This window comes from Natronomonas salina (assembly GCF_013391105.1).
Classification (GTDB): domain Archaea; phylum Halobacteriota; class Halobacteria; order Halobacteriales; family Haloarculaceae; genus Natronomonas; species Natronomonas salina.
The window spans coordinates 981,770-1,003,132 of sequence record NZ_CP058335.1; the positions used below are offsets into that span (position 1 = coordinate 981,770).

Annotated in this window: 21 protein-coding genes; 10 read left to right on the forward strand and 11 right to left on the reverse strand. The window is 69.8% G+C overall.

Annotation, left to right across the window (positions count from 1 at the left end; translation table 11 throughout):
- The first annotated feature begins 245 nt into the window (after positions 1-245).
- Positions 246-1,922 (forward strand): right-handed parallel beta-helix repeat-containing protein, encoded by a 1,677-nt coding sequence (locus tag HWV07_RS05455; RefSeq protein ID WP_178335998.1) that lies wholly within the window; start codon positions 246-248, stop codon positions 1,920-1,922.
- Between the two features lie 126 nt (positions 1,923-2,048).
- On the opposite strand, the gene HWV07_RS05460 is transcribed toward HWV07_RS05455, so the two are convergent.
- Positions 2,049-2,810, reverse strand: coding sequence for a hypothetical protein (locus HWV07_RS05460; RefSeq protein WP_178333326.1), 762 nt, complete (start codon positions 2,808-2,810; stop codon positions 2,049-2,051).
- Between the two features lie 74 nt (positions 2,811-2,884).
- Complete coding sequence (locus HWV07_RS05465) at positions 2,885-3,673, reverse strand: aldo/keto reductase (RefSeq protein WP_178335999.1); 789 nt, start codon at positions 3,671-3,673, stop codon at positions 2,885-2,887.
- A 241-nt stretch (positions 3,674-3,914) separates the two neighbouring features.
- Between HWV07_RS05465 and HWV07_RS05470 the strand changes: the two genes are divergently transcribed.
- The 3 genes from HWV07_RS05470 to HWV07_RS05480 all read left to right on the forward strand — a co-directional run bounded on the left by HWV07_RS05470 (position 3,915) and on the right by HWV07_RS05480 (position 8,280).
- Positions 3,915-5,030, forward strand: coding sequence for an MFS transporter (locus HWV07_RS05470; RefSeq protein WP_425487800.1), 1,116 nt, complete (start codon positions 3,915-3,917; stop codon positions 5,028-5,030).
- Between the two features lie 45 nt (positions 5,031-5,075).
- Positions 5,076-6,446 (forward strand): geranylgeranyl reductase family protein, encoded by a 1,371-nt coding sequence (locus tag HWV07_RS05475; protein ID WP_178333328.1) that lies wholly within the window; start codon positions 5,076-5,078, stop codon positions 6,444-6,446.
- Between the two features lie 394 nt (positions 6,447-6,840).
- Positions 6,841-8,280 carry an amidase gene (locus tag HWV07_RS05480; protein ID WP_246279838.1) on the forward strand — a complete coding sequence of 480 codons (1,440 nt, stop codon included), beginning with the start codon at positions 6,841-6,843 and terminating at the stop codon, positions 8,278-8,280.
- On the opposite strand, the gene HWV07_RS05485 is transcribed toward HWV07_RS05480, so the two are convergent.
- Entirely contained in the window at positions 8,281-8,622 is a 342-nt protein-coding gene (locus HWV07_RS05485) for a 2Fe-2S iron-sulfur cluster-binding protein (protein ID WP_178333330.1), read from the reverse strand.
- A gap of 545 nt (positions 8,623-9,167) precedes the next feature.
- On the opposite strand from HWV07_RS05485, the gene HWV07_RS05490 reads away from it, so the two are divergent.
- Positions 9,168-10,538: a geranylgeranyl reductase family protein gene (locus HWV07_RS05490; protein ID WP_178333331.1), complete on the forward strand. Its 1,371-nt coding sequence runs from the start codon at positions 9,168-9,170 to the stop codon at positions 10,536-10,538.
- Here HWV07_RS05490 and HWV07_RS05495 read toward each other — a convergent pair.
- The 6 genes from HWV07_RS05495 to HWV07_RS05520 all read right to left on the reverse strand — a co-directional run bounded on the left by HWV07_RS05495 (position 10,535) and on the right by HWV07_RS05520 (position 15,248).
- Positions 10,535-10,825 (reverse strand): transcriptional regulator, encoded by a 291-nt coding sequence (locus HWV07_RS05495; RefSeq protein ID WP_178333332.1) that lies wholly within the window; start codon positions 10,823-10,825, stop codon positions 10,535-10,537. The genes HWV07_RS05490 and HWV07_RS05495 overlap by 4 nt on opposite strands.
- Positions 10,826-10,856: 31 nt before the next feature.
- Positions 10,857-11,828: a nucleotidyltransferase family protein gene (locus HWV07_RS05500; protein ID WP_178333333.1), complete on the reverse strand. Its 972-nt coding sequence runs from the start codon at positions 11,826-11,828 to the stop codon at positions 10,857-10,859.
- A 180-nt stretch (positions 11,829-12,008) separates the two neighbouring features.
- The gene (locus HWV07_RS05505) at positions 12,009-12,725 is read right to left on the reverse strand and encodes a diphthine--ammonia ligase (protein WP_178333334.1); all 717 of its coding nucleotides are present in this window, start codon (positions 12,723-12,725) and stop codon (positions 12,009-12,011) included.
- 42 nt (positions 12,726-12,767) lie between these two features.
- On the reverse strand, positions 12,768-13,895 hold the full coding sequence (locus HWV07_RS05510; protein WP_178333335.1) for a DUF373 family protein: 1,128 nt from the start codon (positions 13,893-13,895) through the stop codon (positions 12,768-12,770).
- 75 nt (positions 13,896-13,970) lie between these two features.
- Positions 13,971-14,969, reverse strand: a complete 999-nt coding sequence (sppA, locus tag HWV07_RS05515; protein WP_178333336.1) for a signal peptide peptidase SppA — start codon at positions 14,967-14,969, stop codon at positions 13,971-13,973.
- Between the two features lie 96 nt (positions 14,970-15,065).
- Complete coding sequence (locus HWV07_RS05520) at positions 15,066-15,248, reverse strand: hypothetical protein (protein ID WP_178333337.1); 183 nt, start codon at positions 15,246-15,248, stop codon at positions 15,066-15,068.
- Between the two features lie 159 nt (positions 15,249-15,407).
- Between HWV07_RS05520 and HWV07_RS05525 the strand changes: the two genes are divergently transcribed.
- Genes HWV07_RS05525 through HWV07_RS05535 form a run of 3 tightly spaced genes read left to right on the forward strand, consistent with a single transcriptional unit; the run spans position 15,408 to position 17,068 of the window.
- Positions 15,408-15,869, forward strand: coding sequence for a PUA domain-containing protein (locus HWV07_RS05525; RefSeq protein WP_178333338.1), 462 nt, complete (start codon positions 15,408-15,410; stop codon positions 15,867-15,869).
- Positions 15,870-15,917: 48 nt separating this feature from the next.
- Positions 15,918-16,325, forward strand: a complete 408-nt coding sequence (locus HWV07_RS05530) for a nascent polypeptide-associated complex protein (RefSeq protein ID WP_178333339.1) — start codon at positions 15,918-15,920, stop codon at positions 16,323-16,325.
- A complete protein-coding gene (locus HWV07_RS05535) occupies positions 16,322-17,068 on the forward strand; it encodes a methyltransferase domain-containing protein (protein WP_178333340.1) in 747 nt (248 codons plus the stop codon). The genes HWV07_RS05530 and HWV07_RS05535 overlap by 4 nt, the downstream gene beginning before the upstream one ends.
- An 18-nt stretch (positions 17,069-17,086) precedes the next feature.
- Here the strand turns inward: HWV07_RS05535 and HWV07_RS05540 are convergent, their stop codons facing one another.
- Positions 17,087-18,256: a threonine synthase gene (locus HWV07_RS05540; protein WP_178333341.1), complete on the reverse strand. Its 1,170-nt coding sequence runs from the start codon at positions 18,254-18,256 to the stop codon at positions 17,087-17,089.
- A 203-nt stretch (positions 18,257-18,459) separates the two neighbouring features.
- On the opposite strand from HWV07_RS05540, the gene HWV07_RS05545 reads away from it, so the two are divergent.
- On the forward strand, positions 18,460-19,719 hold the full coding sequence (locus HWV07_RS05545; RefSeq protein WP_178333342.1) for an NAD(P)/FAD-dependent oxidoreductase: 1,260 nt from the start codon (positions 18,460-18,462) through the stop codon (positions 19,717-19,719).
- A gap of 19 nt (positions 19,720-19,738) precedes the next feature.
- Here the strand turns inward: HWV07_RS05545 and HWV07_RS05550 are convergent, their stop codons facing one another.
- Positions 19,739-20,431 (reverse strand): metallophosphoesterase, encoded by a 693-nt coding sequence (locus tag HWV07_RS05550; RefSeq protein ID WP_178333343.1) that lies wholly within the window; start codon positions 20,429-20,431, stop codon positions 19,739-19,741.
- A 96-nt stretch (positions 20,432-20,527) separates the two neighbouring features.
- Between HWV07_RS05550 and HWV07_RS05555 the strand changes: the two genes are divergently transcribed.
- Entirely contained in the window at positions 20,528-21,301 is a 774-nt protein-coding gene (locus HWV07_RS05555) for a DUF7839 domain-containing protein (protein WP_178333344.1), read from the forward strand.
- Positions 21,302-21,363: the final 62 nt, after the last annotated feature.

Consider the following 21,363-nt stretch of genomic DNA (forward strand, 5'->3'; position numbering starts at 1 on the left):
GCCGTCTCGATTCCTATCGGATGGGTTTACGAACCACCTACTGACCACGTCCCTTCGCCACCTCCGACTCTCGCCTTACCCCGAATCCCGGGCTTACCACCCGCCCGTTTCGTGAACCGTCTCCCTCCATTAATTGATGTCTCGTGTATCACGGACCAGGGAGCCACACCAACCATGACCGCCTCAGTGACAGGACCCACGACAGCGCAGCCCTCCAGAGCGTATCTCCGACCAGGGAGGCGCCCATGAATCGCTTACTGGTGACCCTGGTCGCCGTCGGCGCCTGTAGCCTCGTCGCGTTCGGCGCGTTCGCGTCGACCGCGGCCGCCCAGGCGGAGTCGCCGACCGAGATAGACGACTGTACGGTCGTCGACGAGTCCGGCGAGTACGAACTCACCGAGGACGTCGAGACCGATCAGACGGACAGCTGTATCGAGATCCGGGCCGACGACGTCACCATCGACGGGAACGGCCACGTCCTGCAGGGCCCCGGCGCCGACCAGAACGGTACCGGCATCGACCTCCACTCGGACGGCGACAACAGCGGCCTGGTCGTCCGGAACGTCGAGATCGCCGGCTGGAGTACCGGCCTCTACGCCGGCGGCGACTACGAACTGGAGGATGCCGTCGTCCGCGACAACGGCGACGGACTCCACCACCACCAGGGCGGCGCCGAACGACTGGAGAACGTCACCGTCGAGAACAACGACCGCGGGATGTACTCGATGATGGCCGGGACGAGCGGGACTGACGTGACGGTCCGCGAGAACGGCGTCGGGATCGTCGGCGAAGACGGGGGTAACTACGGACTCGAGTCCTCCCGCCTCGTCGACAACGACGAGGCGGGAGCCAAGATCCTGCACAGCAGCCAACTGAACCTCAGCGACTCGACGGTCAGCGGCAACGGCGGCCACGGACTGTACTTCCCGCCGTACGGGTTCCCCGTCTGGGGCTACGTCGAGAACACGACCGTCACCGACAACGGCGGCGACGGGATCCACGTCGCGAACGACGTCCACGACCCCGTCCGGCTCGTCGACGTCACGGTCCGGAACAACGACGGCCACGAGGTGAACGCGAACCCCGAAGAGAGCAAGTCCCCGCTGGTCACCGCCACCGGCCTCCAGGTGGGCCAGTCAGCCACGACCGCTTTCGACGAGGAGTCGGTCCGTCTCGAACCGGTCGACCGCGACGACCTGCCGCCGCGCGAGGACGCGACCGCGACGGGCGACGGTCTGAACGTCTCTGGCCCCGTCGACGGCCCGGTCCAACTCGAACTCGGCGTCGACGCCGACGACGAGACGGTCGACCTCTGGCGGCACGACGGCACCGGGTGGGAGACCGTCGAAGAGGACCTCGCGGTCTCCGACGGGACCGTCGAGACGTCCGTCGACCGTAACGGCACTTACGCGACGGGAACCGAGACCGACGACTCCGGCGGAACCGGGGACGATTCGGACGATTCCGACGGCTCCGAGGACGATTCCCAGGACGGCACGGACGATACCGGCGACGACTCCGACGGTACGGACGATACCGGCGACTCGGGGGAGGACTCCGATCCATCCGACGACAACGGCGACAAGTCGACGCCGACGCAGACCCCGTCCGACGACGACGGCGAGAAGGACGGGAAGACGGACACGCCGACCGACTCGAAGGATTCGTCGGACTGCGGGTGTTCCGCCGCTGACGGTGACGACGGCGAATCCGACGAGAATTCGACGTCCACTGACGAGCCGACCGACTCTGCCGATGACCAGCAACAGACCGACGAGACCGAAGACGAGACGACCGCCGACGCCGATACACAGGACACCGACGACGACGACGGTTCGCAAGCCGACGCGCCCGGCTTCGAGCCGGTGGTCGCCCTGGTCGCGCTGCTCGCCGGTGCGCTCCTGGCGCGGCGTCGAGAATAGTCAGTTCACTCACTTCTCTTCGATCGACCGCCTGCGCTCGCGGAGCCCCGTCGGCCTCGAGAACCGACCGCGCTGCTCGACGTGGAATACGAACTCGAGTCGCGCATCTACGCCCGGAACGTCACCTCAGTCCGCCGCTTCGACGGACTCCTCGGCCCCGCCCGCCGCGCGAGGGCGGACCGCGTCGGCCAGCGTGACCACGAGGCCGAGGAACCAGCCCAGCGGGGTGGCGATGCCGACCCACATGAGGACGACCGCGATGCCCTCGAGACTGAAGTTCGAGCGGAGGTACGCCTCGATGCCGTACACGGACAGGACGTTGTCGAGCAGGAAGATCGCGAGCGTCTCGCTGCGCTCGAGGACGCCGCTCAGCGAGGGGTCGTACAGCGCCGCGACGACCGGCGGCAGGAAGACGGCGTTCATCGCGAACGGGTAGGCGAACAGGACCGTCGTTCCGCGGCCGCCGACCCGGGAGAACAGCGCCGCCAGTCCCGCCGAGAGGACGGCGACCGCGCTGGCCGCGCCGACGGCGAGGAAGCCGTCGAACTCCAGGCGGACGTGCGCCAGGGCGGTGAGGCCCCCCCACAGCAGCGTCGTCAGCAGGAGGACGCCGACGACGCCGAGCCGCGTCGAGGCGCTGTCGAAGCGCTTCGCGTTGAACCGGACGGCGAAGCCGACGAGCAACAGCGGGTACAGCAGGGCGACGATCGGAGCGCCGAGCGCCGCCCACGCCCGGTACTTGATTCGGTCGCCGCTGGTCCGGGGTTTCCACTTCCCGAGTACCTGGTGGACCGCGGTCCGCTGTCGCGGGAAGACGAGTTCCATCCACGTCTCGTGGAGCCGCACGACGTCTATCCTGACCCCTTCGACGATCCCGCCCTCGGACATACCCTGACCCATCCGTCGGGTCCAAAAATAGGTTCCGGCGACCTCACGATGCGTACCCGCCGACACCGGGTCCCCTACCAGGCGTCGGGGGCGAAGTCGGGGTGGACCTGCCGCTCGGTCCGGTCGATGTCGTCGATGCGCTCGACCTCCTCGTCGGACAGCGAGGCCCCCAGCGACTCCCAGTTGTCCCGGATGTGGTCCTCGCCGGTCGCCTTCGGGATGGCGGTGACGCCCTTCTCGCGGAGCCACGCGAGGCTGACCTGCGCCGCGCTGGCGTCGTGGGCGTCGGCGATCTCGGAGATGACGTCCACGTCGAAGACGTCCCCCCGCGCGAGCGGCGAGTAGGCGACGAGTTCGATATCGGTGTCCGCGCAGTACTCGCGGAGCTCGCGCTGCTGGAGCAGCGGGTGCATCTCCACCTGGTTCGCGAAGATGGGTGCGTCGATGGCGTCCTGGGCCGTCTCGAGGTGCTCCGGCTCGAAGTTCGAGACGCCGATCCGGTCGATCTTGCCGTCCTCCTTCAGCTCCTCGAGGGCGCCGAGGGTCTCCTCGGCCTCGTACTCGCGGGCCGGCCAGTGGACGTACAGGAGGTCGAGATAGTCGGTGCCGAGGCGGTCGAGGCTCTCCTCGGTCGACTCGATCACGTCGTCGTGGGAGAGCTCGTCGATCCAGACCTTCGTCGCGAGGAAGACGTCCTCGCGGTCGACGTCCGCCGCGGCGATGCCGTCGCCGACGGCGTCCTCGTTGCCGTAGATCTGGGCGGTGTCGACGTGCCGGTAGCCCGCCTCGAGGGCCGTCCGGACCGACTCCGCGCACTGCTCGGCGTCGTCGTTCTCCCACGTTCCCAGTCCCAGTACAGGCATCCCGTTCCGCTCCGGCGCGCTGCGGCGCTCCTGGTTCGACATGCCCGGAGGTTGTCCCGTGGGCTCGAAAACGGTTGGGGCGGCGGCGAGGGCCGCCGCGACCGTTCCGGGCTCTCGTGGCGGTTCCGCGACACGGGCGTGCCGCTACCCAAAGGATGTTGCCGGCGGCTCGGGTACGCTCGCGTGCTTGCAGTACCGCTACGTCGTCCTGACGCTGTGTACGCTCGCGTTCGCCGCGACGATGGTCGCCAGACTGGCTATCAGTCCGGTGGTCCCGGCCATCACCGCGGACTTCGGCGTCTCCAAGGGCGCCGTCGGGCTGGCGCTGTCAGGGATGTGGGCCGCCTACGCGCTCTCGCAGTTCCCCTCCGGCGTCCTGGCGGACCGCGTCGGCGAGCGGCGCGTCGTCCTCGCGGCCGTCGGCGTGACGGCCGTCGCCAGCCTCCTGCTGACGGTGTCGCCGAACTTCCCCGTCTTCGCGCTCACGGTCGTCCTGCTGGGCTCCGGTGCCGGCCTCCACTACAGCGTCGCCACGTCGTTCATCGCGAAGCACTTCGAGCAGGTCGGCCGCGCCATCGGCGTCCACGTCGCCGGCGGTCCCGTCGCCGGCCTGCTCGCGCCGGTCGCGGCCGCGGCCGTCGGCGCGCGGTACGGCTGGCGGGCCGCGATGCTGCTCGGCGCCGCCGTCGCCGTCCCGACGTTCCTCCTCTTCCGGTGGCAGATCGGCGCGACCCGGCCGTCGCGGCCCGACGTCTCGATGCGCTCGCGGTTCGAACTCGAACCGCTCCGCGAGCTGCTCTCCCGGCCGCAAATCCGCTACACGACCCTGATGGCCGTCGGCGGGGCGTTCTGCTGGCAGGCGACTGCGTCGTTCCTGCCGGCGTTCCTCATCGAGCACCACGGCCACTCGGCCGCGCGGGCGAGCGCGCTGTTCTCGGCGTACTTCGTCGTCCACGGCGCCACCCAGCCGGTCCTCGGCGGCATCTCCGACCGGCTGGGGCGGGACGCCACCGCGGCGACGGCGTTCGGCGCCGGCGTCGTCGGGTTCGGCGCGCTGGTCGTCGGGTCGGGGCTGGTCGTCCTCGCCGCCATCCCGCTGGTCGGCGTCGCCATGTCGTGGGGCGCGCCCGTCCAGTCGCGGTTCATCGACCACCTGGGGGAGGGCGAGCGCGCCGCGGGGTTCGGCCTGGTCCGGACCGTCTACATGCTGCTGGGGGCGACCGGCAGCGTCGTCGTCGGCGCGCTGGCCGACGTCTCCGGCTGGACGGCCGCGTTCGGCCTGCTCGTGGCCCTGCTGGCCGCCGAGTTCCTGCTGGCCGTCGGTCCCGCCGTCCGGTCGCGATACCGGCGGGCGTAGACGCAAGTGAGGGTTATTTATGCTACACCGTGTATACGCCCGAACATGACCGCGGAAACGTACGACATCGTCGTCGTCGGGGGCGGAACGGCGGGCTGTTTCGCCGCGGCGAGGGCCGCCAAGGAGGGCCTGGACGTGGCCGTCCTCGAGCGCAAGACCGAGGAAGAGGGGGGCCGCATCGCCTGCGGCGACGCCATCAAGGGGACGAGCACGTTCCCCGACGTCATCGATCTGGACTATCTCAAGGAGGAGTCCTTCACCAACCAGGGGATCACGCTCGCGCGCTTCGAGAACCCGAAGACGGGCAACGACCTCGACATCGGCTTCCGGGGCGGCAACGGCGCCATCGTCGACCGAAAGCGCTACGGCGAGGTGCTGCTCGAGGAGGCCGACCGCCTCGGCGCCGAGATCCACTACGACACCGTCGTCCGCGACGTCGTCCAGAACGGGGCGGTGACCGGCGTGACGGCCACCTCGAAGGGCTCCGTCCGGGAGTACGAGGCCGACGTCGTCATCGACGCCGCCGGCGCACTGTCGCTGCTGCAGGACAAGGGCGACTTCGGCGACGCGACCTTCGACACGAACGTCAACTACCAGCAGTTCTGCTCGGCCTACCGCGAGGTCATCGAGGTCGAGGAGCCCGTCGACTGGCACAACGCGATCGTCTTCAAACCGACCGCCGAACTCGGCTACCTGTGGTACTTCCCGCGGACGCCGACGGAGATCAACGTCGGCCTCGGCTTCCAGATGAACAAGCCGCCGATGAAGCTCGTCGAGGAGCTGAAGAAGGACCTCCGGAACCGCGAGGAGTTCCAGGGCGCGACGGTCAAGGACAAGCTCGGCGCCGCGCTGCCGACCCGCCGGCCCTACGACTCCGCGGTCGCCCCCGGCTACATGGCCGTCGGCGACGCCGCGGGCCACGTCAACCCCTGTACCGGCGGCGGCATCCCCGGCGCCGCGAAGGCCGGCACGTGGGCGGCCGAGGCCGCCATGGACGCCATCGCGGACGGCACCGTCCAGGAGGACGCCCTCTGGGAGTACAACCGGCGCGTCCAGACGGACTTCGGGAAGCGCTTCGCCGCGATGGACCTCTACAATATCTGGGGGTCGAACTACGACGTCGACGACCTGGTCGACATCGTCTCGGCGATGCCCGGCCAGCAGCTCGCCGACGCCCTCGCCCTGGAGGGGACCGCCTCGATGAACTGGCCGCTGAAGATCAAGACCGCCGTCAAGACGTTCGGTCACTGGGGGACGCTGTTCGAGCTGAAGAAGCTCAACGAGCTCGCGACGGACCTCAAGTCGGTCTACGACGACTACCCGACGACGCCCGACGAGTTCCAGGACTGGCGGGCCCGCCGCGACGACCTGATGGACGACGTCTACGACCTGACCGGCGCGGACCCCAAGTACTGACGCCCTCGTCACCGCCCGCTGCCCGACTCTATATAGATAGCCCGCCGCTCCGGCGGCGGCTCGCTATTCAGATAGAATCCATATCCGTCAGCTGGGCCTCTACCCGGAACGATGACGGAGATTTCAGTCGCCAGCGACCCGGCGGCCACGCCGGACCGACGTCCGCGAGTTCGTCGAGATGTTCCGGACGAGGTACGACGGCGCCCGGCTGGTCGCGAAACGCGGTCGCGAGCGCCCGCTGCAGACCGTCGGCGAGTTCCGCTCTCCCAGCCGACGTTCACGACGTACCTCCGGAGCGCCGAGCGGAAGATCTACGGGGAGCTCTTCGAGGGAACACCCAGATTCGGCCGACCCGTCACAACGCTTAGTTCACCGGCGGGTGAGATACGGGTGCATGAGTCTCTACTTCCGGTCCGCGGTCGAGATCGCCGAGGACGTCCGCTCGGGAGAACTGGACCCAGTCGACGTCGTCGACGACTTCGTCGACCACATCCACGAACGGAACGAGGTGACGAACGCCTACGTCACGGTCCTCGACGAGGACGCGCGCGAACGGGCCCGCGAAGTCCGAGAGCAGGTCGAAGCGGGCGAGGACCTCCCGCTGGCCGGCGTCCCGCTGGCGATGAAGGACCTCTCGGAGACGAAGGCGGGCGTCCGGCACACGATGGGCCTGAAGCCGCTCACCGACAACGTCGCCGAGGAGACCAGCGTCACCATCCGACGCCTCGAGGACGCCGGCGCCGTCGTCGTCGGGACCACCAACACCCCCGAACTCGGTCACACGCCCGTGACGGACAACATGCTCCAGGGGCCGACCGGGACGCCGTTCGACCCCGAGCGCAACGCCGGCGGCTCCTCCGGCGGGTCGGCCGGCGCGCTCGCCGACGGCCTCTGCGCGCTGGCGACCGGCTCGGACGTCGGCGGCTCGCTGCGGAACCCCGCGTCCTGCTGCGGCGTCGCCTCGGTGAAGCCGACGATGGGCCTCGTCCCCCGGGGCAACCAGGTGAACGGCTTCCGCGGCCACACCCCCGTCGGCGTCCTGGGGCCGATGGCCCGCGACGTCGAGAGCCTCGGACTGATGCTCGACGTCCTCGCCGGCCGCCACCGCGTCGACCCCTTCAGCGTCCCGAAGCAGGCCGACTACGCCGCCGCGGCCGCCGACCCGCTGGACCCCGAGGACCTGTCGTTGGCGTACTCGCCGGACCTCGACGTCTTCGCCGTCGAGCCCGAGGTCCGCGAGGCCGTCCGGTCCACGCTCGACGACCTCGAGGCCGCCGGCGCCACCGTCGACGAGGTCACCCTCGAGACGCCGTCGAAGGGCGACCTGACCCACGCCTACAGCGTCGCGGTCACGACGTTCTTCTCGACCGCCGTCGCCGAGATCGAGCAGTCGCTGGGCGTGGACCTCCTCGACGACCACGCCGAGGAGGTGCCGACGGACCTCCAGACGCTCGTCTCGATGGGCGACAGCCACGACATCGCCGAGTACGCCCGCGCCGACTTCCCCCGGACCGACCTCTACCACGCCGTCGAAGACGCCCTCGAGGGGTACGATGCCCTCGTCTGCCCGACGCTTGCCACCCTCCCGCTCGGCCTGCAGGCGGACTTCCCCGCCGAGATCGACGGCGAGCCCACCGGCGGGATGCCGACCGCGTGGATGCTCTCGTGGCTGTTCAACATGACCGGCCACCCCGTGGTCAACGTCCCCGCCGACACCGCGGAGGGTCTGCCCGTCGGGATGCAGCTCGTCGGCGAGACGTTCTCGGAGCCGCAGCTCCTCGGCGTCGCTCGCGCCGTCGAAGAGACCTCGCCGTGGAGCTACCCCGGCGCGTAATCAGTCGTCCGCCGCCGCTGTGTCGTCGCCGCCCGACGCCTCCACGTCGGCGTCGTCCTCGATGCTCGGCGGGTACTTCCCGCGGTCGAGCTTCAGGTCGGACTGCGGGCGCGCCATGCACGTCAGCGCGTACTTCTCGGCCTCCTCTTCGGTCAGCCCGCGGGCCGCCGGCTGGGTCACCTCGCCCTCCTCGATCTTCGCCGAGCACGCCAGACACATCCCCACGCGGCAGGAGTACTCCTGGGCGATACCCTCCTCAATGCAGCGCTTGAGGATGGTATCCTTGTCGGAGACGGTGATCTCCTCACCGGTCCCGACGAACTCGACGGTGTAGTCGGTCATGCCCGGCCGTACGGGCAACCGGGTCAAAAACTCTTCCCAACGACCTTTTTCTTCGTCGGGTTTCCTCGCGCGCCGGAGGCGCGCTGCGGGAACCGCGTGGCGGCTTCGCCGCCACGTTATCGGTTGCCGGCGAAGCCGGCAACCCACTCCTCGAAAAACGTCGATGAAAAAGGCCGGACGCTCCCTTCGGTCGCGTCCGGTGAACCGCTCGGTCGCTTCGCTCCCTCGCGGATGCTGGATTACTACTTATGGTTTATACTACGAAATTTCGGCACTGATACACCCTCAGTAGCATGGATATTGTCAGCAGCATGGGATTCTCTCCAGAACCCCGGCGCCCACGCAAAAGCGCGGTCGAGTATCCGTGAGGGAGCGCAGCGACCGAGCGGTTCACCCGCGCGAACGTAGTGAGCGCGGGTAGCGACGAGTGACCGTAGGGAGCGAGGAGCTATTTTTCATCGACGTTTTTGCCGGGCGGCCGCCAGGCCGCCCGTGCAAAAAGGTCGTTGTAAAGAGTTTTGCCGCCCGGGACTGGAAGACCGGGTATGACCACGTTCGAGTACGACGTCGTGATCGTCGGCGCCGGCACCGCCGGCTGTTACGCCGGCGCGACGATCGCAGAGGCCGGATACGACGTCGTCATCGTCGACCGGAAGGACGAGGAGGAGGCGGGTCACATCGCCTGCGGCGACGCGCTCAAGGGAGCCAACAAGTTCCCCGAGTCGATCCCGAAGTCCCACATCGAGGACTCCTTCACCAACACGGACGTCGACCACGGCCAGTTCGAGATCCCCCAGGAGGACGTCGTCCTCGACATCCCGGTGCCCGGCGAACTGGCGGTCATCGACCGCTGGGACTACGGCCGGCGCATCATCGACGGCGCCGACCGTGCCGGCGCGGAGTTCCACTACGACACCATCGTCCAGGACGTCGTCCAGGAGGACGACGGGCGGGTGACCGGGCTGAAGGCCCGCAAGCAGGGCGAGTCGCTGACCTACGAGGCCGAGATTGTCCTCGACGGGGCGGGCGCGCTCTCGATCCTGCAGGACAAGGCGGACCTCGAGGACGCGACCTTCGACACGAACGTCAACTACTCGCAGTTCGCCTCGGCGTACCGCGAGGTCATCGAGGTCGAGGAGCCGGTCGAGTGGTCCGACGCCCTGGTGTTCAAGCCGACGAAGCGCGCGGCGGGCTACCTGTGGTACTTCCCGCGGACGCCGACGGAGATCAACGTCGGCCTCGGCTTCCAGATGAACGAGGAGCCGATGAAGCTCGTCCAGGACCTCCGTGAGGACATCAGCCAGCGCCCCGAACTGCAGGGCGCGACGGTCAAGGACAAGCTCGGCGCCGCGCTGCCGACCCGTCGGCCCTACGACTCGGCGGTCGCCCCCGGCTACATGGCCATCGGCGACGCCGCCGCACACGTCAACCCGATCAGCGGCGGCGGCATCGCGGGGGCCGCCTACGCCGGGCAGTACGCCGGCGAGCAGGCAGTCGAAGCCATCGAGGACGGCGACGTCGGCGAAGAGAACCTCTGGCGGTACAACGAGCGGGTGATGGACCACTACGGCGGCCGCTACGCGGCCCTCGACATCTACAACATCTTCTCGACGGCCTACGACCTCGACGACCTGCTGGCGCTGCTCGGCGCGCTCCCCGGCGACAGCATCTCCGAGGCGCTGTACTCCGGGTCGGCGAACGTCGGCCTCGGGCTGAAGCTGAAGGTGGCCTACGAGACGTTCGGCCACTGGGGGACGCTGAAGAACCTCTACGACACGAAGAAGCTCGCCGACCGGCTCCTGGAGCACTACGAGTCGTACCCCTCCAGTCCGGACGGCTTCCCGGAGTGGCGCCGCCAGCGCGACCGGATCATGGACGACATCTACGCCGAGACCGGCGCCGAGCCGAAGTACTAGTCGATCGTAAAGACCGGCTCGCCGACGTTCTCGCTCTTGCACTCGGGACAGCGCGACGGCCGGTTCGTGAGGTCGTCGAACTCGTCGAAGCCGCAGTCGCGGCACTCCGGCGGCGCCGCGAGGAGTTGCTCGTCGGTGCCCTCCAGGGACTTCGCGATGTGCTCGACGTGAGAGAGCGCCGACGCCGTGGTGATACCGAACTCCTCGGCGAGCGTGGCGGCCTCGGCTGGCTGGCCCCGGAGGAAGTCGGCGATCCGCTGCCGGGTCGTCCGGTCTGCACCCTGCATACCACCCGCTGGGAGCCCGGCGGGCAAAACGCTACTGGGGACCGCTGTTCGTCAGCTGGGTGTGCGCGCCGAGCAGCGCGCCAGCGAGGTCGACGTTCTCGATGTGGGTCCCCTCGTCGATGATGGTGTCGTGGATCTCGCAGTCCTGGACGACGGCGTCCTCGAAGACGATGGAGTGGTCGAGCGTCGAGTCGACGATCTCGGCGTCGGCCATCACGTGGACGTTGTCGCCGATGGTCGATCGCTCGACGTCGGCGGACTCGGCGATGACGCTGTCGCCGTCGAGTTCCCAGGCGATGGCCTCCAGGTACGACTCCGGCGTCCCGATGTCGTACCAGGGCTCCTCGAAGACGAAGGCGTTGACCGCCTCCCGGGACTGGAGCCACTGGAGGAACCACCCGGGCTCGTCGGGGTTGTTGTCGCCGGAGAGGTACTCCTCGAACCGGATCGACTCAGCCGGGAAGGCGTAGCAGGCGATGGAGACGAGCGTGCTGTTCGGTTCCTCGGGCTTCTCTTGGAAGTCGACGACGCGCTCGCCGTCGAGCTCCACGAGCCCGTAGGACTTGGCCTTCTCGCGGTCGCCGACGTCGTAGGCGGCCAGCGTCGCCGAACCCTTCTCGAGGAAGTAGTCGACGAAGTCCGAGAGATCGAAGCCGATGAGGTTGTCACCGGCGACGACGAGGAGGTCGTCGTCGACCCCCTCGCGCTCGACCAGCTGGCCGAGCGCGCCGACGACGCCGAACTTCTCGGACTCCTCGGTGGTCTCCTCGACGGAGATGCGGGGCTTCTCGAAGTCGCTGTCCGCGATGTGTTCCTCGAAGTCCTCGGCGAACCGCTCGTTGGTGGAGACGTACACCTCGTCGATGCGGTCGTCTTCCTCCAGCGGCTGGAAGATCCGGTCGATGACGGTGTCCTCGCCGATGGGGAGGAGCATCTTCGGGCGGTGCTTCGTGATCGGCCACAGGCGCGTCGCGTATCCCCCTGCAAGGACGACGGCTTTCATTGTCAGAACCGACAGAAGCCGCGATTATGATTCTTTTGCAACCGAGGGTCTACGGGGGATGAGGCGGCCAGCGCCGCCGTGATCTGAGCAGTGCGGCGGTCCGCCAGCGCGGGTGTGCGGCGCGACGGGCCGTCTTAGCGGAGTGCCCGCGAGAGCGGTCGCGAGCGCCGCCTGTCCGCCCTACCCGAGCCACGCGTCTTCGACGATTAGGGAACCCCGGGTGCCATCGAACTCGGTGTCGTACTCCAGTTCGATCGGCCGCTCCATGTGCGGGCCGTCGGTGACGAGGGTCTCGAACTCCCCGCCCTCGCCGAGGACGTGGACGCCGTACTCGTCGTTCAGCGCCTCGAGTTCGGCGATCGCGTCGGCGTCGAGGGTCCGCCCCAGCCACGACTCGTCCAGGCCGTAGGCCGCCACCCGGATGATCGTGATCTCGAAGCCGGCGTCGAGCATCGCGTCCGCGAGCTCGCGGGGGTCCTGCTGCCACAGCGGCGCGAACAGCTCGGCGTCCAGCCGCTCGCACATCGCCTCGATGCGGGTGGTCTGGTAGCTGCTCTCGACGGCGCCAGCGGTGACGCCGCCGATACCGCCGAGTTCCCCGGAGAGGTCGACCAGCGCGTCCTCGAGCGGTTCGAGTTCGCGGTCGCCACGGGCACTCGAGTCCTCGGTCGCGTCGGCGTCGGCCTCGAAGTCGTCCGGGCGGACGTCGACCAGCGGGATGCCGACGCTCTCTGCGGCCAGCGACGCGAGTTCGGTCGCCGGAACGTGGTACATGTAGGAGTCGCCGGCCGGGTGGACGGTGACGAGCCGTTCGACCGGCTCGCCCGCCTCCAGCGCCCGGTAGAGCGCCCAGGAGGAGTCCTTCCCGCCCGAGAACAGGCTCACCCACGGATCCATACCCGCCGTTGCTCCGGCCCGGCTATAGGGCCGTCGGTTCAGTCACTCGGGGTACTCCTCGAGCCGCGACTCCGAGTCGTTCATCCGCGAGGTGAAGGCGACCCCGACGAAGCTGACGAGGATGCCCGCCGCGACGTAGGTCGCGAGTCGTCCCCAGATCGAGAGGGTGAACCCCTCGACCGAGATCGGGCCGACCGCGATCGGCTGGATGACCAGCCGACCGAGCACGTCGGCGCGCTCGAGGAAGTAGCCGGTGAAGCCGCGGACCACGAGGCCGATGGCGACGACGCCGAAGGGGAGGTTCATCAGCGCGCCGGAGACGTCCTCCTCGGCCAGCAGTTCGTCGATGAGGCGTCCCGTCGCCGCCGCCAGCGCGGCGGCGGCGAACCAGGGGACGCTGACGTAGAGGAATCGGAGCCCGAGCAGGAGTTCGCTGACGTCGCCCATCCCCGAGACGCTGATCCCGCCGGCGAAGATGCCGATGAACGCCAGTCCGGCGCCGACGACGTAGGTCACGAGGGAGACCTGCCCGGAGTAGAAGGCGTCGCGGACCTTCCGGGGGAGCGACGAGACGAAGTCGTCGATGCCGAGGCCCTTGTAGAGGAGGAACGTGCCGATGACGGAGGCGATCGCCGACAGGGCGATCGTGACGCTGTCGGCCAGCAGCAGGAGCACCGGGAACGCCAGGAGGGCGGCGCCGATGGGGACGAGGATCGTCCCGCGAAGCTCCTCGTCGCCGAGGAACTGCTTCAGCAGGTAGTACGTCGACTGGATGTCGTGGGACTGCCGGACGACGACCCGGTCGACAGCGTCGACCCGGATCCGGCTCTCGATGATGGGGACGAGTCGCTCGTCGCTGGCGGAGTCGGTGACCACGACGGCGGAGTCCGGCGCGAACTCCTCGACGAGTCCGTCCGTCTGGCGCGCGACGGCGCGGTCGCTGTTGACGCTGTCGCCGCCGCCGGCGACGACGGCGACGATGGCTTCTTCGCCGTCGTCGCGGAGGTCGCGGGCGACGCGGAGGGTCTCCAGCAGGCAGTTGACGCGGCTGTCTTCGGGGTCGTCGATGCCGACGTCGGTGACCAGCGCCTGGACGGCCTCCCAGCCGACGACGGGACCGTCGGGACCGAGCCCGCCGTCGCGATCGACGCATACGACCAGCGTACTCACGTCGCAAGGTTGCCCACGCCGGGACAAAAGCTTTCGTGACCGTTCGTCACCCCGAGGCCCCTGCGGAACGGGCCGTTACACCCGGAATCGAAACTCGCCGTCGGCGTCGGTGAACTGACCGGCGACGCCGGCGCCCGCGGCGTAGGCGACCCGCTCGGCGCCGCCGCGGAGCCGTTCGGCGATGTGGGTCGTCGGCTCCAGTTCCGTCGTCTCGACCGGTTCCTCGAGGAGGTCCTCAAGGCGTTCCTCTACGTCGTCTCTGGTGCCAATCTCGTCGACGAGTCCGATGGCGTCGGCCTCCTCGCCGAGGTAGACCCTCGCCTCGGTCTCCCGGATGATCTCGTCGTCCATGTCCCGTCCCTCGGCGACCGTCTCGACGAACTGGTCGTAGTAGTCGTCGATGAGCCCCTGGAGGTAGGCCCGCTCGTCGTCGTCGAGGTCCTCGAACGGGACGCCGGCCTCCTTGTACTCGCCGGCGGTGAACTGCTCGTACTCGACGCCGGCCTTGTCGAGGAGGTCCGAGGCCGTCATCCGCGAGCCGCGGACGCCGATGGAGCCGACGATGCTGCCCTCGCGGGCCCACAGTTCGTCGCAGCCGCTGGCGATCCAGTAGCCGCCGCTGGCGCAGACGTCCGTGGCGTAGGCGACGGTCGGGCCGTCGAACTTCTCGGCGGCCAGCCGGATATCGTCGCTCGGGACGACCGCGCCGCCCGGCGTGTTCAGCCGCAGCAGCAGCGCCTCCGCGTTCCCGTCCGCGTCGGCCCGCTCGACGAGCTCGACGACGTCGTCGGCGCCCGGCGTCCCCGGCGCCGAGAAGGGAACGCCGCCGCCGCTGTCCCGGGTTATCGGTCCCTCGACGGCGACCTCGGCGACGTTGTATCCCGGGAAGACGCTGCGAGCGACGTTCCCGGCTACGCGGAGACCGAGGACGGCGGCCGCGAGGACCAGGAGGACGCCGACCAGTTCGACGGTGCTCGTCGGGAACGCGACGAACAGCATCCACCCGACTGCGGCCGCGAGGGCGGCGCCAAGCGTTACGATGGCGATCCGGCCGACGGTTCGGAGCATGTTCATAGACCGGACACTCGGCCGGCCGGCTGTTAAGTGTGGGCGGAAGAACCTGCGAGAACGTCTGCTGTTAGTTCGGTCGTGGTGCGGTCGTCCGTCTCTTCAGACGCCGGCGTTGTCTTCCGAGAGGCCGACCAGCAGCGAGCCGGCGGCCAGGCCGAGCGCCGCGACGGCGGCCAGCGGGCTCGGAATGGGCACCTGCATCGTGCCGGTCCCGATGATCAACAGGGCGCTGACGACCAGCAGCGCGACGCCGATTCCGAGCTTGCGAACGTTCGTTGCCATGTCTTCGAGTTGGTACGTCCGCAGCTTAAGTCTCACGAAAGGCACAGACGTGAGTGTATTTATCACCCACACATTCCTGTCAGGAACGATATGCTGTTTGGTACCGAGAGACATAGCCGTCCCGAAAGGCGTATCCACCGTCTTCCCGAGGCGTCTGGTATGAAGCGCGACGACGACGCCCTCGAGACGGTGGCCGACTACCAGTTCGGCCGCGGCGCCGGCGCGGCGCTATTCGACGGCGAGGTCGTCGTCCAGCGGACGAGCTCCGGCCGCCCCCAGCAGATCCTCGCCGACGGCGAACGGATCCTCTCGTACGGGACCGACGGCCGGTTCACGCTCGGAGCGGTCGGCGGCCGCCGGCTGCAGGCGGCCCTCGAGTTTCCCGCCTACCGGGTGGTCGTCGGCGACGACAGCGAGCCGTTCGTCCGCGACGGGAAGAACGTCTTCGCGAAGTTCGTCAGGGAGGTCGACCCGGCGGTCCGGCCGGGCGACGAGGTGCTTGTCGAGCACTACGACGGCGACCTCGTGGCCGTCGGCCGGGCCGAACTCTCAGCCGACGCCATGCTCGACTTCGAGACGGGGATGGCCGTGAAGGTCCGCGACGGCGTCCCGGCGGAGTGACGCCGCGTAACATCAGGCTTTTTGCACCGTCACCACCTGGCTACGGGTATGTTCGGAGGAGGCGGCGGACTGAACCCGCGCAAGATGAAGCAGATGATGAACCAGATGGGGATCGACCTCGAGGATATCGACGCCGAGGAGGTCATCATCCGGACCCCCGAGGAGGAACTCGTCTTCCACAACGCCGAGGTCCAGCGGATGGACGCCCAGGGCCAGCAGACCTACCAGGTCGTCGGCGAGCCCGACTCCCGACCGCGAGGCGAAGGGGGCGACACCGACGAGGCCGGCGCCATCGAGGACGCCGACGCCAGCGGCGGCGGTTCGAGCAGCGACTTCTCGGAGCAGGACGTCGAGATCGTCGCCCAGCGAGCCGGCGTGCCGGAGGAGACGGCCCGCGAGACCCTGGAGGAGACCGGCGACCTGGCGGCGGCCGTCCAGCAGCTCGAGGACGAGTGAGCGACCGCCGGGTGCTCGTCGTCCGCGGCAACCGCGAGTTCCTGCTGGCGCCGGGCGAGACCCTCGAGAGTGACCTCGGCATCCTCGAGCTCCCGGAGGACGTCGAGCCCGGAACCACCGTCGAGACGCATCTGAACGAGGCCTTCGAGGTGCGGCGGCTCCGCGGTCCGGACCTCTTCGACCACCTGGAGCGCACCGGCGCGCCGATGATGCCGCGCGACATCGGCCTCGTCGTCGGCCACACCGGCGTCGCCGCGGGCGACCGGGTGCTCGACGCCGGCACCGGAACCGGCGTCCTCTCCGCGTACCTCGGCCGCCTCGGCGTCGACGTGACCACCTACGAGAGGGACCCCGAGTTCGCCGACGTCGCCCGCGAGAACATGGACCTCGCCGGCGTAACCGACCTCGTCGACGTCCGCACCGGCGACCTCACGGATGAACTCGACGACCTCGAGGAGCGCTTCGACCTCCTGACCCTCGACACCGCCGACGCCCCGACGGTCGTCGAGCGCGCGCCGGACGTGCTCGCGCCGGGCGGCTTCGTCGCGGTCTACTCGCCGTTCGTCGAGTCGTCAGGCGAGACTGTGGCGGCGGCCCGAGAGGCCGGACTCTCCGGAATCGAGACCCTCGAGACCATCCAGCGGGAGATGGACTTCGACGACCGCGGCTCCCGCCCGTCGACGGCCGGCGTCGGCCACACGGGCTACCTCACGTTCGCCCGGTTCACGCCGGAACTGGAGTGAGTCCGGTCCCGGACCCTTCTACATCCCCCGTCCCATCAGCCGGCTCCGGACGATGTCGGCGTCCTTGTTCCCGGTGCCGGTGTTGACGAGGACGACGGTGTCGTCCGCGTCGAAGGCGTCGCGCTCCAGCAGGTCCCACGCCCCGGCCGCGGCGGCGCCGCAGGCGACGCTGACCTCGAGGCCCTCGTGCTGGGCGATGGTCGCGGCGCTGTCGAGCAGGTCCTGGTCGTCGACCGCGACCGCGTCGCCGCCGCTGGCGCGGACGGCCTCCGCCGCCGGCAGGCCGCCCTCCGGGTCGGGGATCTCCAGGCTGCCGACGACCGTGTCGGGGACCTCCCACGGCTCCGGGTCGCCACCCGACTCGACGGCCTCGACCACCGGCGCGCAGCCGTCCGGCTGGGCCGCGTACAGCCGCGGCGTCCCCTCGACCACCCCGAGGTCGGCGAACTCCCTGGCCGCCTTCCAGAGCCCCGAGACGACCGTCCCGTGGCCCACCGGCACGACGACGGCGTCCGGGACCGTCCAGTCGAGCTGCTCGACGACCTCGTAGTAGATCGGTTTCGCGCCCTCGTGGCGGAACGGCGAGTCGAAGGCGCCGGCGGGGAACCACTCCTCGTCGCCGGCCGCCGGGAGCTCCTCGCGCTCGGCCTCGTAGGCCTCCCGGGCGTCGCCGTACCGCCCCTCGACGACGCGCATGTCGCCGCCGTGGACGTTGATCATCGCCTTGTTGACGAAGTTCGTCCGGCTGGGGACGAACACCCGCGACAGCAGCCCGGCGCGGGCGGCGTAGGCGGCCGCCGACTGCCCGCCGTTCCCCGTCGTCGGCAGCGCAAGCGTGTCCGCGTCGCCCCGGGACGCGGCCGCCGCGACGAGCGCCTGCCCGCGGTCCGTGACCGTCCCGGTCGGGTTGTGCGCCTCGTTCTTGACGAGGACGCGCGCGACGCCGAGTTCGTCGGCCAGCCGCGGGGCCTTCACCAGCGGCGTCGCTCCCTCGCCCATGCCGTCGGGGACGAGCGGCAGCAGTTCGCGGTGCTTCCAGCCGCCAGCGCGGTCGGCGAGCGTCTCACGGTCGAGGTCGACCTCGTTGTAGTCGTAGCTCGCGTCGAGCGTCCCGCCGCAGTCCGGGCACCGCGTCGGGTCATCGTCGGCGACCGTCGCCCCGCAGTCCGTACACTCGAACGTGGTCATTGGCGGCCGTTCGGAACCGCCCGGCAAAGCCCTGTCCTTCCTGCTCGGGCCGGGGGACGATTCCCTCCGGAGCCGGTTCGGCGATCTACCAGGGCGGATGGCGATTCATCCGCCAGGGGAGGTTCTCCCGGCCGTCGACGACCCGGAGTTCAATTTCCTAGGCGACGGAAACGGGTTTGACGGGGGGCGCCGAACGGGGTGACATGCACGTCGTCGTGGTCGGCGGGGGACTGGCGGGACTGGTGGCCGCGCGGCGCCTCGCCGAATCGGGCGCCGAGGTGGAACTGTTCGAGCGGGACGACCGGGTCGGCGGCCGGGTCCGCTCCCGGGAGGTCGAGGGGTTCACGCTGGACCGCGGGTTCCAGGTCCTCTTCACCGGGTACCCGGCGGCCCGGCGGGAACTCGACCTCGACGCCCTCGACCTCCGGGCGTTCGCGCCCGGCGCGACCGTCGCGAAGCCGAACCACCGGTCGACGCTGGCGGACCCCCGGGGCGACCCCGGCGCGGCGCTGCCGACGCTGCTGAACCGCGACGTCACGACGCGCGACAAGCTCCGGCTGTTCCGGCTGCAGGGCGACCTCCGGGACCGGTCCGTCGACGAGATACTGACCGGCGAGGAGACGACGATCCGGGAGTACCTCGACGAAAGGGGGTTCTCGTCGGCGTTCGTCGAGCACTTCGCCGAGCCGTTCTACGGCGGGATCACGCTCGACCGGTCGCTCTCGACGTCGAGCCGGGTGTTCGAGTACACATTCAAGATGCTCGCCGAGAGCGAGACGGTCGTCCCCGCGGACGGGATGGCGGCCATCCCCGAGCAGCTCCGGAGTCGCGCCGAGGCCGCCGGAGCGACCCTCCGGACTGGACGGCCGGTGACGGACCTCGAGGTCGACGGCGAGAAGGTGATCGTCGAGGCCGGCAACGAGCGGGTGTTCCCCGACGCCGTCGTGGTCGCGACGGACCCCCCGACCGCCGGCGAGCTGACGGGCGTCGAGACGCCGACCGACGCGCGCGCCTGCGTGACGGTCCACTGCTCGCTCCCGGACCGACAAGAGCTGGACACCGGCTCCCGCATCGTCCTGAACGCGGCGGACACGGAGCCGAACACGGTCGCGCCGATGTCCGCGGCGGCCCCGGAGTACGCCCCCGAGGGGCGGCAACTGCTCTTTGCGACCTTCCTCGGCGAACAGGAGGCCGACGACGAGGCGCTCGGCGCCGAGGTCCGGTCGGCGCTCGAAGCGTGGTACCCGGAGAACAGCTTCGGCGACCTGGAGGTGCTGGCCGTCGACCGGATCGACTTCGCGCAGTTCGCGCAGCCGCCGGGGTTCCGAGCGGAGCTGCCGGCGGTCGACGCCCCCGACGGGCCGGTGGTCCTCGCCGGCGACTACACGCAGTGGTCGTCCATCCAGGGCGCCCTCGAGAGCGGCAGGCAGGCGGCCGAGGCCGTTCTCGAGGAGCGGGCGTAGTCCGCCACCCTCGAGCGCCCTACAGCATCCGGCGGAACTCCCCGAGCGGCGGGAACTCGTGGGTCTCGTCGGCGGCCTCGTCCCGGACGATGGGTCTGAGCGCGTTGGCGTCGGTGATCAGCGGCGACTGGAAGTCACCGGAGTACATGTCGTTGATGGCGACGCCGGCCGGGAGCCGGCTGAAGGAGGGGAGCATCAGCACGCCCGCGCCCTCGTACTGGCCTGGACCGTACAGGTAGCAGGGTCGCCGCGTCCCCTCGATCTCGATGGTCGGGTGGTCGTGGCCGACGACGTACCACTCCGCGTCGCCGACCGGCTCGACGTGCCCGTGCGTGACGACGACGTCGGTCCCATCGAGGCGGTACTCGGGCTCCCGCCGGCGGTCCCACAGCTCCTCGAGCATCGTGTCGTGGTTGCCGGGCGTGACGATCAGCTCGCAATCGACGGCGTCGGCGGCCTGTTCGATGCCGCGGACGGTCTCCATCACGCCGGTCGGCAGCCCGCTGAACGAGTGCAGGAGGTCGCCGCCGATGACGGCCGCGGCTGGATCGTAGCGGTCCAGCAGCGCCGCGAAGCGCTCGGTGAGGTCCTCGTGTTCGCCGAGCCGCAGCTCCACGTTCGAGGCGGCGTCCCGGCCGACGTGCAGGTCGGCACAGACAAGCGCGTCGGCGGCCGGGACGTACACCGCTCGGTCACGCGGCTCGAACTCCATGGGCTGGGTTCGCCCGGCGCGCGCAAATCGCTGGCGGTCCAGTGGGCAATCCGGGGAGTCGCCTGGATTTTTAAATACCCGCCTCCAGAAGCCGGTATGGTCGACGTCCTCGACAACAAGCGGTCCGCGACGAAGTTCCGCGTGCTCGTCGAGATCGCGGACCGCCAGCCGGCGGTCAACCAGGGGGAGATCGCGGAGGCGGTGGGTGTCACGAGCCAGGCGGTCTCGGAGTACATCCGCGAGCTCGTCGACGAGGGCTTCGTCGAGAAGGAGGCCCGCTCGCGGTACCGCGTCACGAAGCAGGGCGTCGACTGGCTGTTCCAGCAGGCCTCCGACGTCCGGCGGTTCGCCGACCACGTCACCGACGACGTCCTCGGGAGCATGCAGGAGGACGCCGCCTTCGCCACCGCCGACGTCGAGGCCGGCGACACCGTCTCGCTGTCCATCGTCGACGGCCTCCTCCACGCCGCTCCCGGCGACGAGGGGCCGGCGACCGGCGTCGCGACCACGGACGCCGAGTCCGGCGAGGTCGTCGGCGTCACGGGCTTCGCCGGCATCATCGACCTCGAACCCGGCGAGGTGACCGTCTTCCAGGTCTCTCCGATCCGCTCCCAGTACCCCGACGAGTCCGACGCGCTCGGCGACGCCGCCGCCGACGCGGACCTCGTCGCCGCCGCGGGCGTCGAGGCCGTCGCCGCGCTCCGTGCGTCCGGCCACGAGGCCGACGTCACCTTCGCCGCCGGCGAGGTCGCCGCCGACGCCGCCAACCGCGGCCTCGACGTGGTCGTCGTCTCGACGACCGACCTCGCCGGCCGGGTGACCGACGCGCTCCGCGACGCCGGTCTGGCCTACGAGGTCGACGACACCTGAGGACCAGACGGACACCGTAACGAGGCGCCTCTCACGCGATTCGCCATCGCCCGGTCGAGAAA